The sequence below is a fragment of the Ruminococcus sp. OM04-4AA genome (assembly GCF_003462585.1).
In the GTDB taxonomy this organism is placed as follows: Bacteria; Bacillota; Clostridia; order Lachnospirales; family Lachnospiraceae; genus Mediterraneibacter; species Mediterraneibacter faecis.
On record NZ_QTZH01000009.1, the window covers coordinates 20199 to 39603 of the forward strand.

The window sequence follows — 19405 nt, forward strand, 5'->3', positions numbered from 1 at the left end:
ACTGGTATTATTTTTCTCTTTTTGCCAGTTCTTTCATTTCTCTGGCACTGTCTATAATTCCATCTGTTACATTTGCTCCACCAAGAAGCCTTGCAAGCTCTGCAACAGAATCTTCCTGATCAAGTCTCTCGATCTGTGTTCTCACAGAATTATCTTCTGCTTCTTTATGAATACAAAAATGAACATCTGCTGCCGCTGCGATCTGTGAAAGATGTGTAATACAAATCACCTGACGGCTCTTTCCGATCAACTGCAGTCTCTCACCGACACGACCTGCTGTGATTCCTGATATTCCACTATCAATCTCATCAAATATCAAAGTCGGTGTATCTTCTTCATCTGCAAGTACGGTCTTGATTGCAAGCATAATACGGGATAGCTCTCCTCCGGATGCGACATCCCCCAGTGGACGCACAGGTTCTCCCGGATTAACCGACAGATAAAACTCTGCATCATCTTTTCCTTGTGCAGAATAACTTTTTGCTTCTGTCAAACGAATTTCAAAACGTGCATCCAGGAAATTCAGTTCCGACATCTGATGAACAATTTCCTCGGCAAATTTAACTGCGTTTTGTTCACGCACTTCATGCAGTTCCATCGCAGCCTTTTCCATCTGCTTTTCTGCTTTTTTCTGTTTCTCCAAAAGTTCCTGCATAAAAGAATCGTAATCTTCCAGTTCTGATAGTCTCTGTCTTTTTTCCTCACAATATGCAAGGATATCACTGACAGTGTTTCCATATTTTGCCTTTAAATGATTCACTTCATTCAGGCGGGACTCAACTTCTGAAAACTCTTCTTCCGAATATTCAAAACTCTTTGCATATTCTGCCAGATCCCGGTTGAAATCATTCAGCAGACTATCGATCTCCACGATCTGATCATAAAGCTGGCTTCCCTTTTCATCAAAAGATGCTGCTTCCTGAAGGCTTCGGATTGCACGGCTTAAGTAATCACTTGCATTTCCACGTTCGTCCTCTGCAGTATACTGATACGCTTCTGCAACTCCTTCTGTGAGTTTTCTGCTATCTGTCATCTTGCGATACTGTTCTTCTAAAAGTTCATCTTCACCTTCTTTAAGAGCTGCTTCTTCAATCTCATTCACTTCAAATTCAGCAAGAGAAAGTTCTCTTCTTCGGCTCTCTTCATCCAGCGAAGATTGTTCCACCTTCTTACATACTGTCTTCCATTCCTGATAGCAGGAAGCCATTTTTTCTTTTAACGGATCCGTCTGTTCTTTCCCATAAAGATCAAGCAGTGTCAAATGATTCTTTCGATGAAGCAATGTCTGATTATCATGCTGTCCATGAATATCGATCAAAAGACTGGCTACATCTTTAAGGACGCTCATATTCACTGTCTCACCGTTAATCTTACTGACACTTCGGCCTTCTAAAAGGCGGCGGCTCAATGTCAGATATCCGTCTTCCGGATAAATGTCCAAGGCCTCCAGCTTCTTTAAAATCTTTTCTTCTTTGATGTGAAAAGTAAGTTCTACCAATCCGCTTTTTGCCCCGTTTCGAAGCATCTGTGCATTGTATTTTCCACCCAGTGCAAGCGTAACAGAGCCAAGAAGGATTGACTTTCCTGCTCCGGTTTCACCGGTCAGAATATTCAATCCTTCCCCAAACTCAACTTCTGTTTCATCAATCAAAGCAAGATTTTTCACATACAGATTCTGTAACATATGTCACCTATGCTTTCCTTGAAACCAATTTTCTTATATTCTCCATTACTACAGCTGTATCTTCAACTGTACGAATTGCGCACATGATCGTGTCATCTCCTGCAATACATCCGACCACTTCATTCCATTTCATTGCATCTACTGCAGCAGCAACCGCCATTGCCATTCCGGCAACTGTTTTAATCACAAGGATATTCTGTGCCATATCCATAGAAACAAACCCGTCACAAAGTACACGGATATATTTTTCGCTCATTCCATCCTCTTCCTGTCTATGGACAATATACTTCTGACGCCCACCGTTTACAGACAGCTTTGTCAGCTTCAGATCTCTGATATCTCTGGATACCGTTGCCTGTGTGACCTTGAAGCCGGCATTATTCAGATATTCTGCCAGTTCCTCCTGCGTCTCTATGTCATACTGACTGATCAATTCAATTATCTTTGCATGTCGGCTCACTTTCATAGTATCAATTTCCTTTCATCTTCTCGCGCATTGTTATCATAAAACTTTCTTCACTTAATTTTACTAGATGCGCTTTGGCATCTGATTTTCTGATCTTCACTCTGTCTCCGCTAACCAATTGCCTCTGTACAGCACCGTCATAACATAAAGCTACTTTCTCCTGCCTTCCATAACGGCCCTCGCAAATCTCAACTTCAACATCATCCTCTGCTGAAAGCACCACACTGCTCGTGTTAAGTGCATGGGAACAGATTGGAGTGATAACGATTAGACTTGCTGTTGGCTCTACCACCGGTCCACCTGCGGAAAGATTATATCCTGTACTTCCCGTCGGTGTACAGATGATCACACCGTCTGCCTGATATGTGTTCAACAATGTCCCATTCACATACACATTAAACTGAACAATACGAAGATTCCCTTCTCTTGTCAGGACGATATCATTTACCGCCAGATCTTTTTCACCGGATGACATTGTCCCCTCCAACATCATACGTTTCTCAACTTTAGGCTCTTCCTCGCAAAGTCTGTCAATCGCAGATTTATAATCTTTCAATTCTACATCTGCTAAATACCCCAATGTTCCGATATTGATTCCAAGAAGCGGAAGTTTATTTCCTTCCAGGTCACGTATTGCACGGATCAGAGTTCCATCCCCACCTAAAACCAGTCCGCAATCAACGTCCTCCGGAATCGTTCCCGGAACAATAAATCCTTCCTCATCCTTTTGAGCAAGAATAACACGTTTGCCTTTTCTCTCAATATAATCTTTTACCTCAATCGTAACAGAATAATCTCTGTCTTTTAATTGATTTGTTATGATATAAAAAGATTCCATACCATCACCTTTTTACTTTGCCAGAGCAGCGAATGCTTCATCCACTACCTGATCCAGTTCCTTTGTCTCAATCTTTGCTTCCTCTTCCGGACATTTCTTCAAATGTACAAGGTATTCGATATTTCCTTCTGGTCCCTTGATTGGAGAGAATGTGATCTCAAGTACAGAAAATCCGATGGATACCGCAAATTCTGTCACTTTCTCGATTACTTCATGATGTGTACTCTTTTCTCGCACAACACCTTTCTTTCCAACCTTCTCACGTCCTGCTTCAAACTGTGGTTTGATCAATGCTACGATCTCTCCATCATCTGTCAGATACGCTCTGATTGCACCAAGCACTTTTGTGAGAGAGATAAATGAAACATCAATCGACGAAAAATCAACAGGTTCTCCAAGATCTTCCGGAGTCACATAACGGATATTCGTCTTCTCCATACATACCACTCTCGGATCCTGACGCAGCTTCCAATCCAGCTGTCCTCTTCCCACATCGATAGCAAATACTTTCTTCGCTCCATTCTGAAGCATACAGTCTGTAAATCCACCAGTGGAAGATCCAACATCTGTACAGACCTTTCCATCTACTGTCACATGGAATTCTTTCATTGCTTTCTCAAGCTTAAGACCTCCACGGCTCACATAAGGGAGAACATGTCCGCGTACCTCAATATTTACCTCCTCCGGAAATGTTGTTCCGGCCTTGTCTTCTCTTTGACCTTCTACGAATACATTTCCCGACATAATAATTGCTTTTGCTTTTTCTCTGGAATCCGCCAGATTCCTCTTTACAAGCAATACATCCAAACGTTCTTTCATGCTACTTTTCTTCCTCTATTCTCCGATCATCTGCAATGACCTTTTTTACAATACTCTCTCTGTCGAGACCAACTTCTTTTCTTAAGACATCTACATTTCCATGCTCAACATAATCATCTGAAATACCGATTGTGCGAACTTTCAATGGGATATCCTCACGCATTACAAAATCTTCTACCTGCTCACCAAATCCACCTGTAAGCACATTTTCCTCGATTGTCACAAGAATCCTGTGATTTTCTGAAATTTTCCGGATCATTTCTGTATCCAGAGGTTTCACAAATCTTGCATTGATCAGACTACACTGATACCCTGCTGCCTTAAGATCCTCACGCACCTGTTCTGCAAGGAAAGACATATGTCCGACAAACATTACCGCGATCTCACTCTCTTCATATAGAAGCTCACTCTTTCCATATTCGATCGGAGCACGGAATTCCTTCAGTCCTTCGTATGCTTCTCCTCTTGGATAACGAAGCGCAACCGGGTACTGGAAATCCACTGCAAAGCGCACCATATCTGCCATCTCCCAACGGTTCTTTGGTGACAGGATTGAAAGATTCGGGATCGATGATAAAAATGATAAGTCAAAGACTCCCTGATGTGTCTCTCCGTCACTTCCAACAAGACCCGCGCGGTCTACTGCGATCACAACCGGCAGATTCTGAAGACAGACATCATGGATTGTCTGGTCAAATGCTCTCTGTAGAAAAGATGAATACACCGCAAAAACAGGCTTCATTCCCCCTGCAGCAAGTCCTGCCGCAAATGTCATCGCATGCTCTTCTGCAATTCCTACATCAAAGAATCTTTCCGGAAATAGCTTTGCGAATCTGGAAAGTCCTGTTCCGTCTGCCATTGCTGCAGTAATAGCTACAACCTTCTCGTCCTTCTTTCCGATATCTGCAAGCACTTTGGAAAAAATATCTGTATAAGAATCCTTCCCCGATCCTCCGATCGTTTCTCCTGTTGTCACATCAAAAGGTCCTATTCCATGGAATTTTGACGGATTCGTCTCTGCCGGAAGATAACCTTTTCCCTTCTTCGTCACAACATGTACAAGAACTGCATGATTTACCCGTTTTGCTTCATTCAATGTCTTTGTTAATGTCTTCAGATCATGTCCGTCTACAGGACCCAGATATGTAATTCCCATATCCTCAAAAAACATTCCCGGAACAAATAATTGTTTGATCCCGCTCTTCGTCTTCTTCACCTGATGGACGATCCGTTCTCCTTTGCCGGGAATTCTCTTAATCGTATCTTCGACACCTCTCTTCAGGTCTGAGTATACCTGTGTCGTCCGAAGCCCATTCAGGTAATTTGACATACCACCCACATTCTTGGAAATGGACATATTATTATCATTGAGTACAATAATAAAATTACTTTTCAATCTGGAAGCGTTATTCAATGCTTCATATGCCATACCGCCGGTCATAGAACCATCTCCTATCACAGATACAACGTTATAATGCTCCTGTTGAAGCTCTCTTGCGGCCACATAACCAAGCCCTGCTGAGATTGAAGTTGAACTGTGTCCTGTATCAAACGCATCACATTTACTTTCTTTTCTCTTAGGGAATCCACTCATTCCTCCGTATTTTCTAAGATCATCAAATCCTTCTTTTCTTCCTGTCAGAAGCTTGTGTGTATAAGACTGATGTCCCACATCCCAGATCAGTTTATCCTCTGGGAAATGAAGTACTTTATGCAATGCCATCGTAAGCTCAACAACTCCGAGATTGGATGCCAGATGGCCTCCGGTCACACTGATCTTTTCGATCAGAAACCGCCGGATCTCATCCGATAATTCTTTCAGCTCTTCCTCTGTCAGTTCTTTTATATCGTTGGCCTTTTGAATCTTTTCAAGTGCCATAAGTTCCTCCTCACCGACAATCTTATTTTTCTCTATATACAAGAGATTTCAAAAGCTGCTCAAGGAAATTATCCCCGGCAGGGAACTTTTTCAGTTCATCGATTGCTTCTTCTGTCATACGTTCCACCTCTTTATGAGCCTGTTCGATTCCTTTAAGTGTTACATATGTTGTCTTTTCATTCTTCTCATCACTATGTACCGGCTTGCCCAGCTGCTCTGTCGTGCTTGTCACATCCAGAATATCGTCCTGGATCTGGAATGCCATTCCGATCTTTCCTGCGACTTTCTGCATACTCTTTACATCTTCTTTTGATGCTCCCGCAAGGATTGCTCCAATCATCATAGCAGACTCGATCAGTGCACCTGTCTTCAGTCTGAAAATAAAATCAAGAACTTCCTCATCAATCTGATGTCCGGATTCTTTCACATCTACAACCTGTCCACCGATCATACCATAGATTCCGGCCTTTCTTGCCAGAACTCTCAGCGCTTGTCCGATTCTAAGGCTTTCCTCTGGAAATTGCTCAAATGCCTTGCATGCTGTCTCAAATGCATAGTTTAAAAGCGCATCCCCCGCAAGGATTCCCATATCTTCTCCATAAACGATATGTGTCGTCTTTCTTCCTCTACGGTACTCATCATTATCCATTGCCGGGAGATCATCATGAACCAGTGAATAGGTATGGATCATCTCCATTGCTGCCATAAACGGATAAATCACTTCTGTCTCTCCACCAAACAGACGGTATGTTTCCATCATCAGCATTGGGCGAAGGCGCTTGCCTCCTGCCATCAGACTGTATTCCATTGCTTCCATGATCACACTCTGATATCCGTTTGCTTCCGGAAGATATTCTCTGAGTATCGCTTCAATTTTTTCTACTTTTTCTTTCTGTTCTTCTTTAAAATTCATGACTCTCTCCATTCTCATCTAAGGCAAGAACCTTCTTTTCCACATCGTCAATCGTACGATTACAACACTTCACAAGTTCCATACCTTCCTGATATAAATTAAAAGAATCTTCAAGAGAAAGTTCCTCTCCTTCCAGTCCGCCAATGACGCGATCCAGTCTCTCAAATAACTCCTCAAGACTTGCAGCCTGTTCTATCTTCTTCGTGTCTTTCATCATTTCCTCCCGGTTACTGTTTATGGGAACTTTGTCCTCTTTCCCCTTCTAGTTTTACAGTGCCTGTAACGTAAGTCTCAATCTGTCCATCCGTTACATAAATCTGCAACAAATCTCCTTCTCTTACCTGATCTGTTTTCTTTATATTCTGTCCTTGTGCATTGCAAACATAAGAATACCCCTGACTTAATTTCTCAAGCGGAGACAACCCTTTCATCCGTTCTGCACAAAGTGCGAGTCTGTGCTTTTCTTTTGTCAAATGCCGTTCCATAAGCGAGCGCAGTGTATTCTCAGCGTCAACTGCTCTCTGTCTCTTCTCATTGAGTTTCTGTCTTGGATGGAGTGTCTGAAGTTTCAATCTGCTGTGTTCCAGATGCATACGCTCGTTTAGCAACTTCTGATTTATTGCTCTTCGAAGTAAACTCTCACAATTAAGAATCTGTTCTTTCACTTCGGAATATTCATACACTGCAAGCTCTGCCGCTGCGGATGGTGTTGGTGCTCTTAAGTCTGCCACATAATCGGCAATCGTTGTATCTGTCTCATGTCCGACTGCAGAGATCACCGGAACACGACAGTCAAAAATCGCACGCGCAACAGCCTCCTCATTGAATGCCCACAGATCTTCAATGCTTCCTCCGCCTCTTCCGACGATCATGACATCCACCTGCTTCTCTTCCAGCATATGGATCCCTTTCACGATACTGCTCACGGCACCATCACCCTGTACCAGTGCAGGATAAAGCAGGATCTGGACAAACGGATTCCTTCTCTTTGCCACATTGATGATATCTCTGATCGCTGCTCCTGTCGGTGCGGTCACAACCCCGATCGTACGTGCATAGCGTGGAATCGGCTGTTTGTACTCTGCTGCAAACATTCCCATCTCTTCGAGTTCCTTCTTCAGTGCCTCGAATCTTTCATACAAAAGTCCCGCACCGTCTAAAATGATCTCTCTTGCGTACAGCTGATACTTTCCATCCCGTTCATAGACGCTGACCGCGCCCAGCACTACTACCTGCTGTCCTTCCTCCATATGAAAAGAAAGCCCAGACCTTGAGCCTGCGAACATCACGCAGGCTATCGTGCCGGACTCGTCTTTCAATGAAAAATATATATGCCCTGATGTGTGGTACTTTAAATTAGACACCTCACCCTTTACATAGATTCGGTTCAGCATGAAGTCCTGGGTGAACATATTCTTAATATAAGAATTAACCTGCTTCACCGTATAGACATTTTTCATTCTTTTGTCTCTTCCAGTGAACGCGCAATCTTGCCAAGTACTCCGTTGATAAATGACGGAGCCTCATCTGAACTGAACATCTTTGTCAGTTCTACCGCCTCGTTAATTGCAACTCCTACCGGTACCTCGTCATCCCACTTCATCTCATATACCGCAAGTCTCAGAATGGACAGATCTACTTTGTTCATTCTTGTTGTCTTCCATCCCTTTGCATTGGCATTGATCAGTTCATCAATCTCTTCTGTCTTCTCAAGTACTGCTGCATATTTTCTCTTAATATATTCTTTATCCTTATCCGCTGCATCTTCCAGTGTAGAAAAATAGTATTCAATCTGCTCCGGCATCTCCTGCGGATCATTAAATTCTATCTGAAACAACATCTTGAAAATGTGCTCGCGAAGTTCTTTTCTAACCATGTTGGCTGATTCCTTTCCTGTTCGCTTTTATTCCTGACTCTCCATCTCGACTCCAGCAACCTTAATGTTCACATCAGCCACTTCAAGTCCTGTCATATTCTCAATTGCATTCTTAACCTTCTCCTGCACTCTTGCAGACACCTCAACGATGCTGTAATTGTACTTCAAGTTCAATGCTAAGGATACAGTCACAATACCTTCCAGTACATCAACCTTCACACCTTTGGAAAGATTCTTCATTCCGAGCTTTCCGATCAGTTCATTCGTGATGTTTCCGGCCATGGAAGCAACACCTTCCACTTCTGTGGCAGCAAGCGCTGCAATGATCGCTACAACTTCATCTGCAATCTTAATCTCACCTTTGCTTGCGTCGTTCTGTATTGTATAAATATTTCTTTCGTCCTTTGCCATAATCAAAACCTCCTGTTTTGTCTGATTCTTTCTACATTATATCAAAAATCTTTCTATTTGAAAAGATTTTTATGAACGTCCGAATTCTGACAAAATAAGTCCTTCATTTCGCTCTTCTGTCATACGGATACTCCACTCATGCGCAAAGAGAAGAAGCGGACGACCCTTCAGATCCATGATCTTCTTCATATCAGATGTTCCGCTTAAGCGATCCATGTCGATCTCTTCATTCTCGATCCAACGGATGTACTCATATGGCAGATTCTCCAGACGGATCTCTACATTATATTCATTCTGGAGACGATACTTCAAGACATCAAACTGGAGTATACCTACAACACCTACGATAATCTCTTCCATACCTGTATTAAACTCCTGGAAGATCTGGATCGCACCTTCCTGTGCGATCTGATTGATTCCCTTTACAAACTGCTTTCTCTTCATCGTATCAACCTGACGGACACGTGCAAAGTGCTCCGGTGCGAAAGTTGGGATTCCTTCGTAAGCAAACTTCTCTTTTGAAGTTGTAAGTGTATCTCCGATAGAGAAAATTCCCGGATCGAATATTCCGATGATATCTCCGCCGTAAGCCTTATCGATCATCTTTCTTTCACTTGCCATCATCTGCTGCGGCTGGGAAAGACGCACATCCTTTCCTCCCTGCACATGATAAACACTCATACCGGCCTCAAATTCTCCGGAACAGATTCTCATGAATGCAATTCTGTCTCGGTGGGCTTTGTTCATATTCGCCTGGATCTTAAATACAAATGCTGAGAAGTCTTTTTCTGTCATTGGATCAATCTCGCCATGATCTGATTTTCTCGGAAGCGGAGAGGTTGTCATCTTCAGGAAATGCTTCAGGAAAGTCTCTACACCAAAGTTGGTAAGAGCGGATCCGAAAAATACCGGTGAAAGCTGTCCCTTATCAACCAGTTCCTGATCAAACTCAGCTGCTGCTCCGTCCAGAAGTTCAATCTCATCTGCAAGAATGTCTTTTGCATCTGCTCCGATCAGTTCTTCTGTCTCCGGTGCGTCGATCGGTATCATCTTCACTTCACCCATCGCAGTACCTTTTTTCGTGTCTGAGAACAGCTCAACTTCACGTTTCGCTCTGTCGTAAACTCCCTTGAATTCCTTACCGGAACCGATTGGCCAGTTAATCGGACAAGTTGCGATTCCAAGCTCTTTCTCTATATCATCTAACAATTCAAATGTATCCTTCGCCTCACGGTCGAGCTTATTGATAAATGTAAAAATTGGGATGTGACGCATCACACAGACTTTAAACAGCTTTCTTGTCTGCGCCTCAACACCCTTGGATGCATCGATAACCATAACTGCGGAATCCGCTGCCATCAAAGTACGGTATGTATCCTCTGAGAAGTCCTGATGTCCCGGTGTATCCAGAATATTAATACAGTATCCACCATAATTGAACTGAAGTACAGAAGAAGTTACAGAAATACCTCTCTCCTTCTCAATCTCCATCCAGTCGGAAACCGCATGCTTCGCAGTTGCTTTTCCCTTAACAGATCCTGCCTGGTTGATGGCTCCTCCGTACAGAAGGAATTTCTCTGTCAATGTTGTCTTACCGGCATCCGGATGGGATATAATGGCAAATGTTCTTCTTTTCTTTATCTCATTCGTAATTTCTGACATTTCTAATCTCCTATCATTTTCACGCAATAGATAACTGTCCGCAGGCATCCCGTAGACAGTTACATAATAAACCAGTAAATAGTGTATCACAAGTCCTCTCTGACAGCAAATCTTTTATAAAAAGTTTTTCCAAAAATATACTTTCTATTCATGAATTGGTGTAATTACAATCTTCTCCGGCTTTACATCCGACTTTCTTGTCACAATATCCTCAATCTGGGCACGGTTTGCATCCGTAAGCTCCTCTGCATTTACAACAACATCTGCACTATCTTCCCCCAGACTTACTACTGCCTCTGAAAATCCTTTTGTTGCCATCAATGTCTCAATTTCCATCTCCGTCTCTGATTGTTTTGTAAGCTCCACCATCTGTGCAACTGCATCTGACTTTTCTTCTTCACTGAGCTCTGTATTGTCTATGATCGACTGCAATGTTTCTTTATTCTGGGCACGCACCTGTTCTCTTGTAACTTTTGCCTGGGCTACCGTAGTCTGGGCTGAACCATTTGTGAGAACCGCCTCTCCAGGTGTTCCTTCTGTTTCAGAATCATTACTTTCAATTTCTTCGCTTCCTGCTTCTGTATCTTCCTGTGAAATATCTAAAAGTTCCTGGTTTGTAAGATCTGCATTAGCTTCTTTTGTTCCTTTCGCATTCTCGCCAAACAGACGTCCCGTGTAGTTCAGATATCCTGCTGCCGCGATCATAACCGCAAGTGCCACAATGATCAACTGGTTTTTCTTCACTTTCCCTTTCATTAAGATAAACCTCCTTTTATGTAGGCGCACGTTTCATTATTTTTATCTTATGCGCTTCTACACCAAATAATGCCTGCACCGCTTCTGTCAGATTCTTCGCGACAACTGCATTTCCACCTCCATCTGCTATTACAAGAATGCCCTCCACTTCCGGTGCATTTTCTTTACTTACATATGGGATCTGCGTTCCGTCTGTCCCCTGACTGTACACGGTCGTTTTATCCAAAGATTTCTCTTCACTTTCTCTTGTCTCTCCCTGGCTGTCTGCTTCCTTCGTCGTCTGATGTGTGCTTTGCTGATCTTTTTCAACCACCTTCTGTCCTGTAGACTTTAATGTGATCATCACCGTCACCTTTCCCGCCCCATCTACGACACCAAGTGTCTGCGCTGTCTTCTGTTCCAGATATTTTTCATAGTCTGCCATGGAATCTGTCTCATATGTCTCTCCTTTCCCGGATTTCCCGTTAATCTTTGTATCCTTATCCACCTCCTCTGTCTTCGGAACCGGAACCGCAACTACAAGAAGCAGCAGTCCACACAGGAATAAAATGACTAATCTTGTTCTTTTCTGACCACGATCCGCCTGTTTTATCTTCCTTGTGTATCCCACGATCCTTTCTTTCCACTCCTGCCAATTATTGTCCAATTCCGATTTCCTCCCGTTTTATAGAATCCGACATCCGCTCTATTTCTTTCTCATATTGCTGATACACTTCCTTCTGATAAAATTGCTCTGCTTTCAGTCCTTTCAACGCCGCAATAGGGGATAGTGCAAGCAGGATCAGGACAAGTCCACAGAAAAAACGAATATATTTTTCATAATCCTTTCCCGGAATCACCTGCAGAACTGCACTCATAACGAGAAGCATTGAAATGATTTTTTGTATCCATTGTGTAAGCATCCGGCAGATTCCTCCTCTCTCCTCTGAAACCTTAAGATGTTACAGCCACCACAAATGCAATGCTTAAGACAAACAACAGTGTTGTGGATGCTATTACCTTCACCATAAGCTGATAACCGGAACTAACTCCAGATATGCATGTTGTAATTCTCCGGTCAGAAACCGGTTGGACTAATGCCGCCACAAGTTGGTACAAAAATGCCAATATCAGAAATTCCACCAGTGGAATAAGTGCCAGGACAGCTATAAAAATCATTCCTGCTACACCGATTCCATTCTTAAGAAGTACTGCAACTCCTAATGCAACATCCATTGTACCTCCGGCAACATCTCCGATCCACGGAACCGCCTCCAGTGTTCGTCCCGCAGCAGTCATTTTCAAAGAATCAATTGCCGGATTCAAAAATCCCCGGATCAGACTGATCCCACTCACAGCGGCAATCATACTTTTCAGACTCCATTGGATACATTTTTCCAGAAGTTCTGCAAATTCTGAGAAAAGATCTTCTCCGGTCAGGCAGGATAAGACCCTCACCATCCCGTAGATCTTCACCGCCGGTAAAAGAAAGTGAAGTACAAGCAGTTCCACCAGATAGATCAAGAACAGTATTGTATTATAAAACATCAACGCCGAACTGCTCTTTCCGGTAAATGCAACCGCCAGAAAGAAACTTGGGCAAAACACCTGCATCAATTGGACAAGCTCTCCTGTTTTTTCTTCGGCATATAAATTCATCGATTGATATGCTTCCAGACAGATTGCGATCACAACAAGATACAAAATATAAAAACCCGCTTCCGCTGTCTGTCTGTTTTGAAAGATACTTGTAAAATTCGAGAAAAATGCAGCCGCCACTGTAATCAGCAGCAGGCGCGCCAGATTCTTCCTTCCTTTCTGAAAAACAGAGAACACCTGTCCTGAAAAAAACTCAAGAAATCTTTCTCCCAATTCCTTCGTATTTCCGCTGATCAGCATCTCTGTAAGATCACGAAACCGAACTTTTTCTCCCAGTTCTGTCTCTCCTGATAACTGATCGATCTGCCTGAAATCAAATTCATCCAGCAGACTTTCTTCCATTTGTTCCAGCTCATCCTCCAACATCCCGGAACGATCTTCTGTTTCCTTTTCCTCCGCTGTACCATGCTCTGCTGCATACACGCTGCCACATCCTGTCACAACCGTAAATAAAAACACAAAACAGAAGAGCTTTTTCCAAAAATGTTTTTCCCTTTTCATATCAGAAAATCTCCGATTAGTTCCAGCAGCGCAAGAAGTACCGGCATTCCTATCGCAAGGATCGTCAACTTTGTAAAAATCTCAATCTGTACAGCAATATTCTGATACCCTGCATCTTTACAGATTCCGGATGCAAATTCAGCCACATAAGTCACACCGGCCATTTTCAACAGAATACTCATCTGTCCGGCATCCAGTTTTATATAATCTGCAATTTTCTTTACTGTCCGCACAAAGATTTCAAGTCGTGAAAGCATACAAAGAAATAAAAACAAGCTGACTGCAAGACTTACATAAATGCCATATTCACTTTTCCCACTTTTAAACTGCAAAGCAAGTAATGTTCCCACGACACCCAAAAGTGCGATTTGTATACTGTTCAATTCTGTTCCGCCCTCCTTAAAGAGAAAACAATTGCCGGATCGAAGAAAATAAGTCATAAATCGCCGGGAGAACCCAGGATAATACAAGAATCAGCCCTGCAAGACTTGTCAGGAATGCCTGTTCCTCTCTGCCGCTATGCTTCAAAACCTGACTCAGAATAGATACAAGAATTCCCACCGCCGCAATTTTAAATATCAGATTGATGCTCACATTCTCCCTCCTCTCCCTTTTGTTCCCGCCCTTTTAAAGCAGAAGGATCACAAGAAAAATCCCTCCTGCCGCCCCCAGCCAGCTACCGAGCTTTTTCTTCTCAGACGTTTCCGCAGTTCTCTTTTCAATTTCCATATCCAGCCTTTTTAAATGATACTCCAGCAGACGAACTACACCTTCTCTGTCTCCTATTTCAAGCAGTTCCCCAGGTTCGCAGATCAGAGGATTCATTTTCCCTCTCCATTTCAGTTCCGGAAGATCTTTTCCTATCGTATCTGTCCACAAGTCAGCAAACCGCTTTTCCTGTGTGCCCTGACATTGAAATGCCAGATCCATCAGCCAGTTTTCATAAGGTTCCTTCTCTCTTGATGCAATATTATAAAAAATTTCCGAAAGCGGAAGTCCTGCATACAGTAATTCGCCTTTTATTTGTTCTATAATTCTGCGAAAATGACTCAATTCTTCCAGATAATTCCGAAGTTCTTTTCCATACATCCATCCTGCTCCGGTCGTTGCCAACAGGATCAGAAAACATCCGACTAATTTCTGCACAGCACACGCCCCCGCTCATCATAGATTTCCCGGATCTTGCCAGGACCGTGATCCTGTCCAAGCACAACATAACGCTGAAACATTCTTCTGCGGATCAGGTCACCCAGGATCGGCTTTTTAGAAGCCTCATCCATATCAAGGCTGTGTACACTCGCGATCAGCCGGCAGCCGCACTGCATGGCATATTCAATGGCATGGATATCCTCACTTGTGCCGATCTCATCCACTGCGATCACGCGCGGCGCCATAGAACGGATCAACATGATCATCCCCTCCGCTTTCGGACAACAGTCTAAAATATCAGTCCTTGTACCCAGATGATTCTGCGCGATTCCAAGATAACACCCACCAAGCTCCGATCTTTCATCTACCACACCGACAGAACACCCTTTTATGTATTCATTTCCATCCGATATCTGACGGATCAGATCACGGATCAAAGTAGTCTTTCCGCAACACGGCGGAGAAATGATCAATGTATGGCAAATCTGTTTATTTTCCGTAATATATGGAATCAATGCGTCAGCACACCCAAGTACTTCGTGAGAAATTCTTACATTTAGCGAAGAAATATACTGTATATTTTTTACTTTTTCATTTTCTATAATTACTTTTCCTGCCACCCCGACCCTGTGACCTCCTTCCACTGTAATAAATCCCTGTTTCAACTCATTTTCATATGCATAGAGCGAATAATGACAAATATATCCCATTGTCTCACCAATATCTTCTTTTGTAACCAGATACGGGTGTACCGGGTCCGGAAGAACCCGTTCCTGCCCTTTCATCTGAATCAGCAGCGGCTGACCTGTACGTATCCTGATCTCCTGCAGTTCCTCCGGATTACTGACGGATTCTTCTACAAGCTTACGGATTTTTTCTGCCAGCAGATTCCAGACCTGCATCTTTTTGTTCTGTCTTTCCATTTCCATCTTGTCCACCTCTCCAGTTGTTGTCCGTACCCCTCCTCTCTACACAATATATGGATAAGATTCTTAAAGTATTCCTTGCACATACAAGAAAAGAGGAACAAAACCCAGTTCCCTGAATTCTGTTCCTCTTTTTTTATTCTTTCTGATTCTTATTCTGCAACATCTTTCATGCTGAAGCTGAATCTTCCCATCTTATCTTTACCAAGGCATACAACCTTCACAACATCACCGATGCTTACAACGTCTTCTACCTTGTCAACTCTCTGCTTAGAAAGCTTGGAAATGTGTACCATTCCTTCTTTACCCGGTGCAAACTCAACGAATGCTCCGAATTCTTTGATGCTGATAACCTTTCCTTCAAAAAGCTGTCCTGCTTCGTAATCTGTAACGATTGTCTGGATGTACTTCGCAGCTTTCTCCATGTTCTCTTTCTCTGTACCGCAGATAGATACATTTCCTTCATCATCGATGTCGATCTTAACACCTGTCTCGTCGATGATTGCATTGATTGTCTTACCACGCTGTCCGACAACATCACCGATCTTCTGTGGATCGATCTGCATCTGAATAATCTTCGGTGCAAACTCTCCAACTTCTTTTCTAGGCTCAGCAATTGCTTTACTCATAACTTCATCCATGATGTAAGTTCTTGCTTTCTTTGTAGCAGCGATTGCTTCTTCGATGATCGGTCTTGTCAGTCCGTGGATCTTGATATCCATCTGGATTGCTGTGATACCTTTGTGAGTACCTGCTACCTTAAAGTCCATGTCTCCGAAGAAGTCCTCGAGTCCCTGGATATCTGTCAGTACAAGGTAATCATCATCTGTCTCACCTGTTACAAGTCCTGCAGAGATACCTGCTACAGCAGACTTGATCGGCACCCCTGCTGCCATCAGTGACATACTGGATGCGCAGACACTTGCCTGTGATGTAGATCCATTAGACTCAAATGTCTCAGATACTGTACGGATCGCATATGGGAACTCAGACTCGCTTGGAAGTACCGGAAGGAGTGCTCTCTCAGCCAGTGCTCCATGTCCGATCTCACGACGTCCCGGTCCTCTGGAAGGTCTTGTCTCTCCTACAGAGTAGGACGGGAAGTTGTAGTGATGCATATATCTCTTTGTCTTCTCTGCTTCATCAAGACCGTCGAGCTTCTGTGCTTCAGAAAGTGGAGCAAGTGTTGTCATTGTGCAGATCTGTGTCTGTCCTCTTGTGAACATAGCAGAACCATGAACTCTCGGGATCAGGTCTACTTCTGCTGCAAGCGGTCTGATCTGATCGATTGCACGACCATCCGGACGCTTATGATCTTTGAGGATCATCTTTCTTACTGTCTTCTTCTGATACTGGTAAACAGCCTCACCAGCTTCGCAAGATACTCTTCGTTGTCTGCAAATGCTTCCTCGAGTCTCTCTGTGATCACACGGATATTCTCTTCTCTTGTCTGTTTGTCATCTGTAAATACAGCCTCTTCCATCTCAGCAGCCGGAACGATCTCCTGGATCGCATCAAAGAGTTCCTGCGGAACAGTAAAGCTCTGATACTCATGTTTCGGCTTTCCACACTCTGCAACGATCGTGTCAAAGAAAGCGATCACTTTCTGGTTCAGATCATGTGCCGCAAAGATTGCTTCAATCATCTTCGCTTCCGGAACTTCCTTCGCACCGGCCTCGATCATGATAACCTTTTCCTTTGTAGAAGCAACTGTCAATGCAAGATCAGATACTTCCTTCTGTGCTGCTGTCGGGTTGAATACGAACTCTCCGTCAACGAGTCCAACCTGTGTTGTAGAGATCGGTCCGTCAAACGGAATATCAGAAATACTTGTTGCAAGTGCAGCACCAAGCATAGCTGTAAGTTCCGGGCTGCAGTCCTGATCTACAGAAAGAACAAGGTTCTCAAGTGTTACGTCATTTCTATAATCTTTCGGGAAAAGAGGACGCATCGGACGATCGATGACACGGTCTGTCAGGATCGCATTCTCAGATGCTTTACCTTCTCTCTTATTAAATCCTCCCGGGATCTTTCCTACAGCGTACATTCTCTCATTATACTCTACGCTGAGTGGGAAGAAATCAATTCCTTCTCTCGGCTTGTCAGATGCTGTTGCTGTACACAGTACAGTTGTGTCACCATAATGCATCAGCACTGCACCATTCGCCTGTTTTGCCACACGGTCAACATCTACACGCAGTGTTCTGCCGGCCAGTTCCATTTCAAACTTTTTATACATGGTTTTCTCCTTTTTATCTTATCTTCGTTTTATATGAGCAGAACAATTTGCTCCGAAACTACTGAAAAATGTACTATTCTATGGCAATTGAAACCCACTGTAGTCGTTGGATAATACACTTTTCAGTGGTCTCGGTTCTTCTCTACCCATAAGCTTTTAAATTATATCATATTCTATAATAAGAAGTAAATAGTTTTCCAAAAAAAGACCAAAAAGTACCAAAAATTCAGACAAAAAGAAACAGACCAGAAACCACATCATCAGATGCAGTTTCTGATCTGTCAATTGATCTTCTTCTTTGGAAAATCTTATTATTTTCTCAGACCAAGTTTCTCGATCAGAGCACGGTATCTCTCGATATCTACTTTCTTGAGGTATGCAAGAAGTCCTCTTCTCTGTCCAACCATCTTAAGAAGTCCTCTTCTTGAGTGGTGATCCTTCGGGTTAGCTTTGAAGTGATCTGTCAGCTCGTTGATTCTTGCTGTAAGGATAGCAACCTGTACTTCCGGTGATCCTGTATCTCCCTCTGTTCTTCCAAATTCTTTGATGATAGCCTGTTTCTTCTCTTTTGCGATCATTGTAATATCCTCCTTAAAATTCTTAGTTAAACCGCCTGGCATTAAGCAATGGTCGGAGTGATCCGATTACCGAACACCGGCTGATTTGATACCTCGGATAGTATAGCACAGAGATATCTGCTTGTAAAGCACAAATTTAAAATCTTTTATCTTTCATCGAATGGATGATTTTTCAGATATTCCTCTCCGTACCGCATATCTTTCATCACGCAGTCTTTGAGTTCTTCAACCGAATGAAATTTCGTTTCCGGACGTTCGAACTCCAGAATCTGCACTGTGGCAGTCTTCCCGTAAGCATCGCCTTCATATCCGTAAACGTAAACTTCAAACAACCGTCTTTTCTCTTGCGCAACGGTCGGTTTCACCCCGGCATTTCCCACACCGCCATACCATACACCATCCACAAGAACGCGACAGGCATAGACACCGTACTTTGGCAGGATTTTCTTTTCCTGCGGTGCAAGATTCATTGTCGGAAATCCAAGTGTTCTTCCAAGCTGCTGTCCATGTTCCACAACGCTGGTGATCTCATACGGATACCCTAAAAGCTCATTTGCAAGAGGAACATTTCCATCGAGAAGAAGTTCCCTGATATAAGTGCTGCTGATCTCCCGGTCTTTGTAATATGCTTTCTCGACCACATCAACTGTGTAGCCATATTTCGCTGCATATTTCTCCAGCATCTGATGATTGCCTCTTTTTTCATGACCAAAGTTAAAGTCTGTTCCGACAACAATGTGTGATGCGTGCAGCTTCTTATATAAGATCTCTTCGATAAATTTCTCTGCTTCCATCTCCATCATTTCTCTCGTAAATGGAATCTCGATCAGATAATCTACCTTGTCCTCAAGAAATGCCCTTCGCTCTTCATTTGTCATCAGACAATCTCTGTCCATATCAAATGCACAAACAACACTGTCACAGTCTTCCTTCTGCGCATATTTTATTATTCTGTTGAGCAGCTTCTGATGTCCTCTGTGTAATCCGTCAAACTTTCCAAGCGTTACCGCTGTCTGATTTCTTCCGTCAAAGGCATCTAATCCTTTTATATATTGCATGTCTGTCTTATT

21 protein-coding genes and 1 pseudogene are annotated in these 19405 nt (G+C 43.1%); all 22 read right to left on the reverse strand.

Annotated elements, in window-relative coordinates; all coding sequences use genetic code 11:
- Positions 1 to 7: 7 nt before the first annotated feature.
- The gene (recN, locus tag DXB52_RS04510) at positions 8 to 1684 is read right to left on the reverse strand and encodes a DNA repair protein RecN (protein WP_117539776.1); all 1677 of its coding nucleotides are present in this window, start codon (positions 1682 to 1684) and stop codon (positions 8 to 10) included.
- Positions 1685 to 1691: 7 nt separating this feature from the next.
- On the reverse strand, positions 1692 to 2150 hold the full coding sequence (gene argR / locus DXB52_RS04515; protein ID WP_117539774.1) for an arginine repressor: 459 nt from the start codon (positions 2148 to 2150) through the stop codon (positions 1692 to 1694).
- A gap of 4 nt (positions 2151 to 2154) precedes the next feature.
- Positions 2155 to 2988, reverse strand: a complete 834-nt coding sequence (locus DXB52_RS04520; RefSeq protein WP_117539772.1) for an NAD(+)/NADH kinase — start codon at positions 2986 to 2988, stop codon at positions 2155 to 2157.
- 12 nt (positions 2989 to 3000) lie between these two features.
- On the reverse strand, positions 3001 to 3807 hold the full coding sequence (locus tag DXB52_RS04525; RefSeq protein WP_015529102.1) for a TlyA family RNA methyltransferase: 807 nt from the start codon (positions 3805 to 3807) through the stop codon (positions 3001 to 3003).
- A 1-nt stretch (position 3808) separates the two neighbouring features.
- The gene (dxs, locus tag DXB52_RS04530; RefSeq protein ID WP_118106624.1) at positions 3809 to 5686 is read right to left on the reverse strand and encodes a 1-deoxy-D-xylulose-5-phosphate synthase; all 1878 of its coding nucleotides are present in this window, start codon (positions 5684 to 5686) and stop codon (positions 3809 to 3811) included.
- Positions 5687 to 5708: 22 nt separating this feature from the next.
- The gene (locus DXB52_RS04535) at positions 5709 to 6599 is read right to left on the reverse strand and encodes a polyprenyl synthetase family protein (RefSeq protein ID WP_117568163.1); all 891 of its coding nucleotides are present in this window, start codon (positions 6597 to 6599) and stop codon (positions 5709 to 5711) included.
- Positions 6589 to 6813 carry an exodeoxyribonuclease VII small subunit gene (xseB, locus tag DXB52_RS04540; RefSeq protein WP_117539766.1) on the reverse strand — a complete coding sequence of 75 codons (225 nt, stop codon included), beginning with the start codon at positions 6811 to 6813 and terminating at the stop codon, positions 6589 to 6591. Before xseB ends, DXB52_RS04535 begins: the two co-directional genes overlap by 11 nt.
- A gap of 13 nt (positions 6814 to 6826) precedes the next feature.
- The gene (gene xseA, locus DXB52_RS04545) at positions 6827 to 8059 is read right to left on the reverse strand and encodes an exodeoxyribonuclease VII large subunit (protein ID WP_117539764.1); all 1233 of its coding nucleotides are present in this window, start codon (positions 8057 to 8059) and stop codon (positions 6827 to 6829) included.
- Positions 8056 to 8475: a transcription antitermination factor NusB gene (gene nusB, locus DXB52_RS04550; protein WP_117539762.1), complete on the reverse strand. Its 420-nt coding sequence runs from the start codon at positions 8473 to 8475 to the stop codon at positions 8056 to 8058. The genes xseA and nusB overlap by 4 nt, the downstream gene beginning before the upstream one ends.
- A 27-nt stretch (positions 8476 to 8502) precedes the next feature.
- On the reverse strand, positions 8503 to 8886 hold the full coding sequence (locus tag DXB52_RS04555; protein ID WP_015529095.1) for an Asp23/Gls24 family envelope stress response protein: 384 nt from the start codon (positions 8884 to 8886) through the stop codon (positions 8503 to 8505).
- A 69-nt stretch (positions 8887 to 8955) separates the two neighbouring features.
- Entirely contained in the window at positions 8956 to 10548 is a 1593-nt protein-coding gene (locus DXB52_RS04560) for a peptide chain release factor 3 (protein ID WP_117579391.1), read from the reverse strand.
- 144 nt (positions 10549 to 10692) lie between these two features.
- The gene (locus tag DXB52_RS04565) at positions 10693 to 11304 is read right to left on the reverse strand and encodes a SpoIIIAH-like family protein (protein ID WP_015529093.1); all 612 of its coding nucleotides are present in this window, start codon (positions 11302 to 11304) and stop codon (positions 10693 to 10695) included.
- Between the two features lie 16 nt (positions 11305 to 11320).
- The gene (locus tag DXB52_RS04570; RefSeq protein ID WP_242988184.1) at positions 11321 to 11950 is read right to left on the reverse strand and encodes a stage III sporulation protein AG; all 630 of its coding nucleotides are present in this window, start codon (positions 11948 to 11950) and stop codon (positions 11321 to 11323) included.
- Entirely contained in the window at positions 11940 to 12206 is a 267-nt protein-coding gene (locus tag DXB52_RS04575) for a stage III sporulation protein AF (protein ID WP_020436263.1), read from the reverse strand. Before DXB52_RS04575 ends, DXB52_RS04570 begins: the two co-directional genes overlap by 11 nt.
- A 31-nt stretch (positions 12207 to 12237) precedes the next feature.
- Positions 12238 to 13401, reverse strand: coding sequence for a stage III sporulation protein AE (locus DXB52_RS04580; RefSeq protein ID WP_181989159.1), 1164 nt, complete (start codon positions 13399 to 13401; stop codon positions 12238 to 12240).
- Between the two features lie 38 nt (positions 13402 to 13439).
- On the reverse strand, positions 13440 to 13826 hold the full coding sequence (locus DXB52_RS04585) for a SpoIIIAC/SpoIIIAD family protein (RefSeq protein ID WP_020436261.1): 387 nt from the start codon (positions 13824 to 13826) through the stop codon (positions 13440 to 13442).
- 16 nt (positions 13827 to 13842) lie between these two features.
- On the reverse strand, positions 13843 to 14037 hold the full coding sequence (spoIIIAC, locus tag DXB52_RS04590) for a stage III sporulation protein AC (protein ID WP_015529090.1): 195 nt from the start codon (positions 14035 to 14037) through the stop codon (positions 13843 to 13845).
- Positions 14038 to 14070: 33 nt separating this feature from the next.
- Positions 14071 to 14589, reverse strand: coding sequence for a stage III sporulation protein AB (locus tag DXB52_RS04595; RefSeq protein ID WP_055172690.1), 519 nt, complete (start codon positions 14587 to 14589; stop codon positions 14071 to 14073).
- On the reverse strand, positions 14577 to 15521 hold the full coding sequence (spoIIIAA, locus tag DXB52_RS04600; protein ID WP_015529089.1) for a stage III sporulation protein AA: 945 nt from the start codon (positions 15519 to 15521) through the stop codon (positions 14577 to 14579). The genes DXB52_RS04595 and spoIIIAA overlap by 13 nt, the downstream gene beginning before the upstream one ends.
- Positions 15522 to 15670: 149 nt before the next feature.
- Positions 15671 to 17757 (reverse strand): annotated as a pseudogene (locus DXB52_RS04605) (polyribonucleotide nucleotidyltransferase).
- 311 nt (positions 17758 to 18068) lie between these two features.
- Positions 18069 to 18335, reverse strand: coding sequence for a 30S ribosomal protein S15 (rpsO, locus tag DXB52_RS04610; RefSeq protein ID WP_015529087.1), 267 nt, complete (start codon positions 18333 to 18335; stop codon positions 18069 to 18071).
- A 146-nt stretch (positions 18336 to 18481) separates the two neighbouring features.
- The gene (locus DXB52_RS04615) at positions 18482 to 19393 is read right to left on the reverse strand and encodes a bifunctional riboflavin kinase/FAD synthetase (RefSeq protein WP_117579394.1); all 912 of its coding nucleotides are present in this window, start codon (positions 19391 to 19393) and stop codon (positions 18482 to 18484) included.
- Positions 19394 to 19405: the final 12 nt, after the last annotated feature.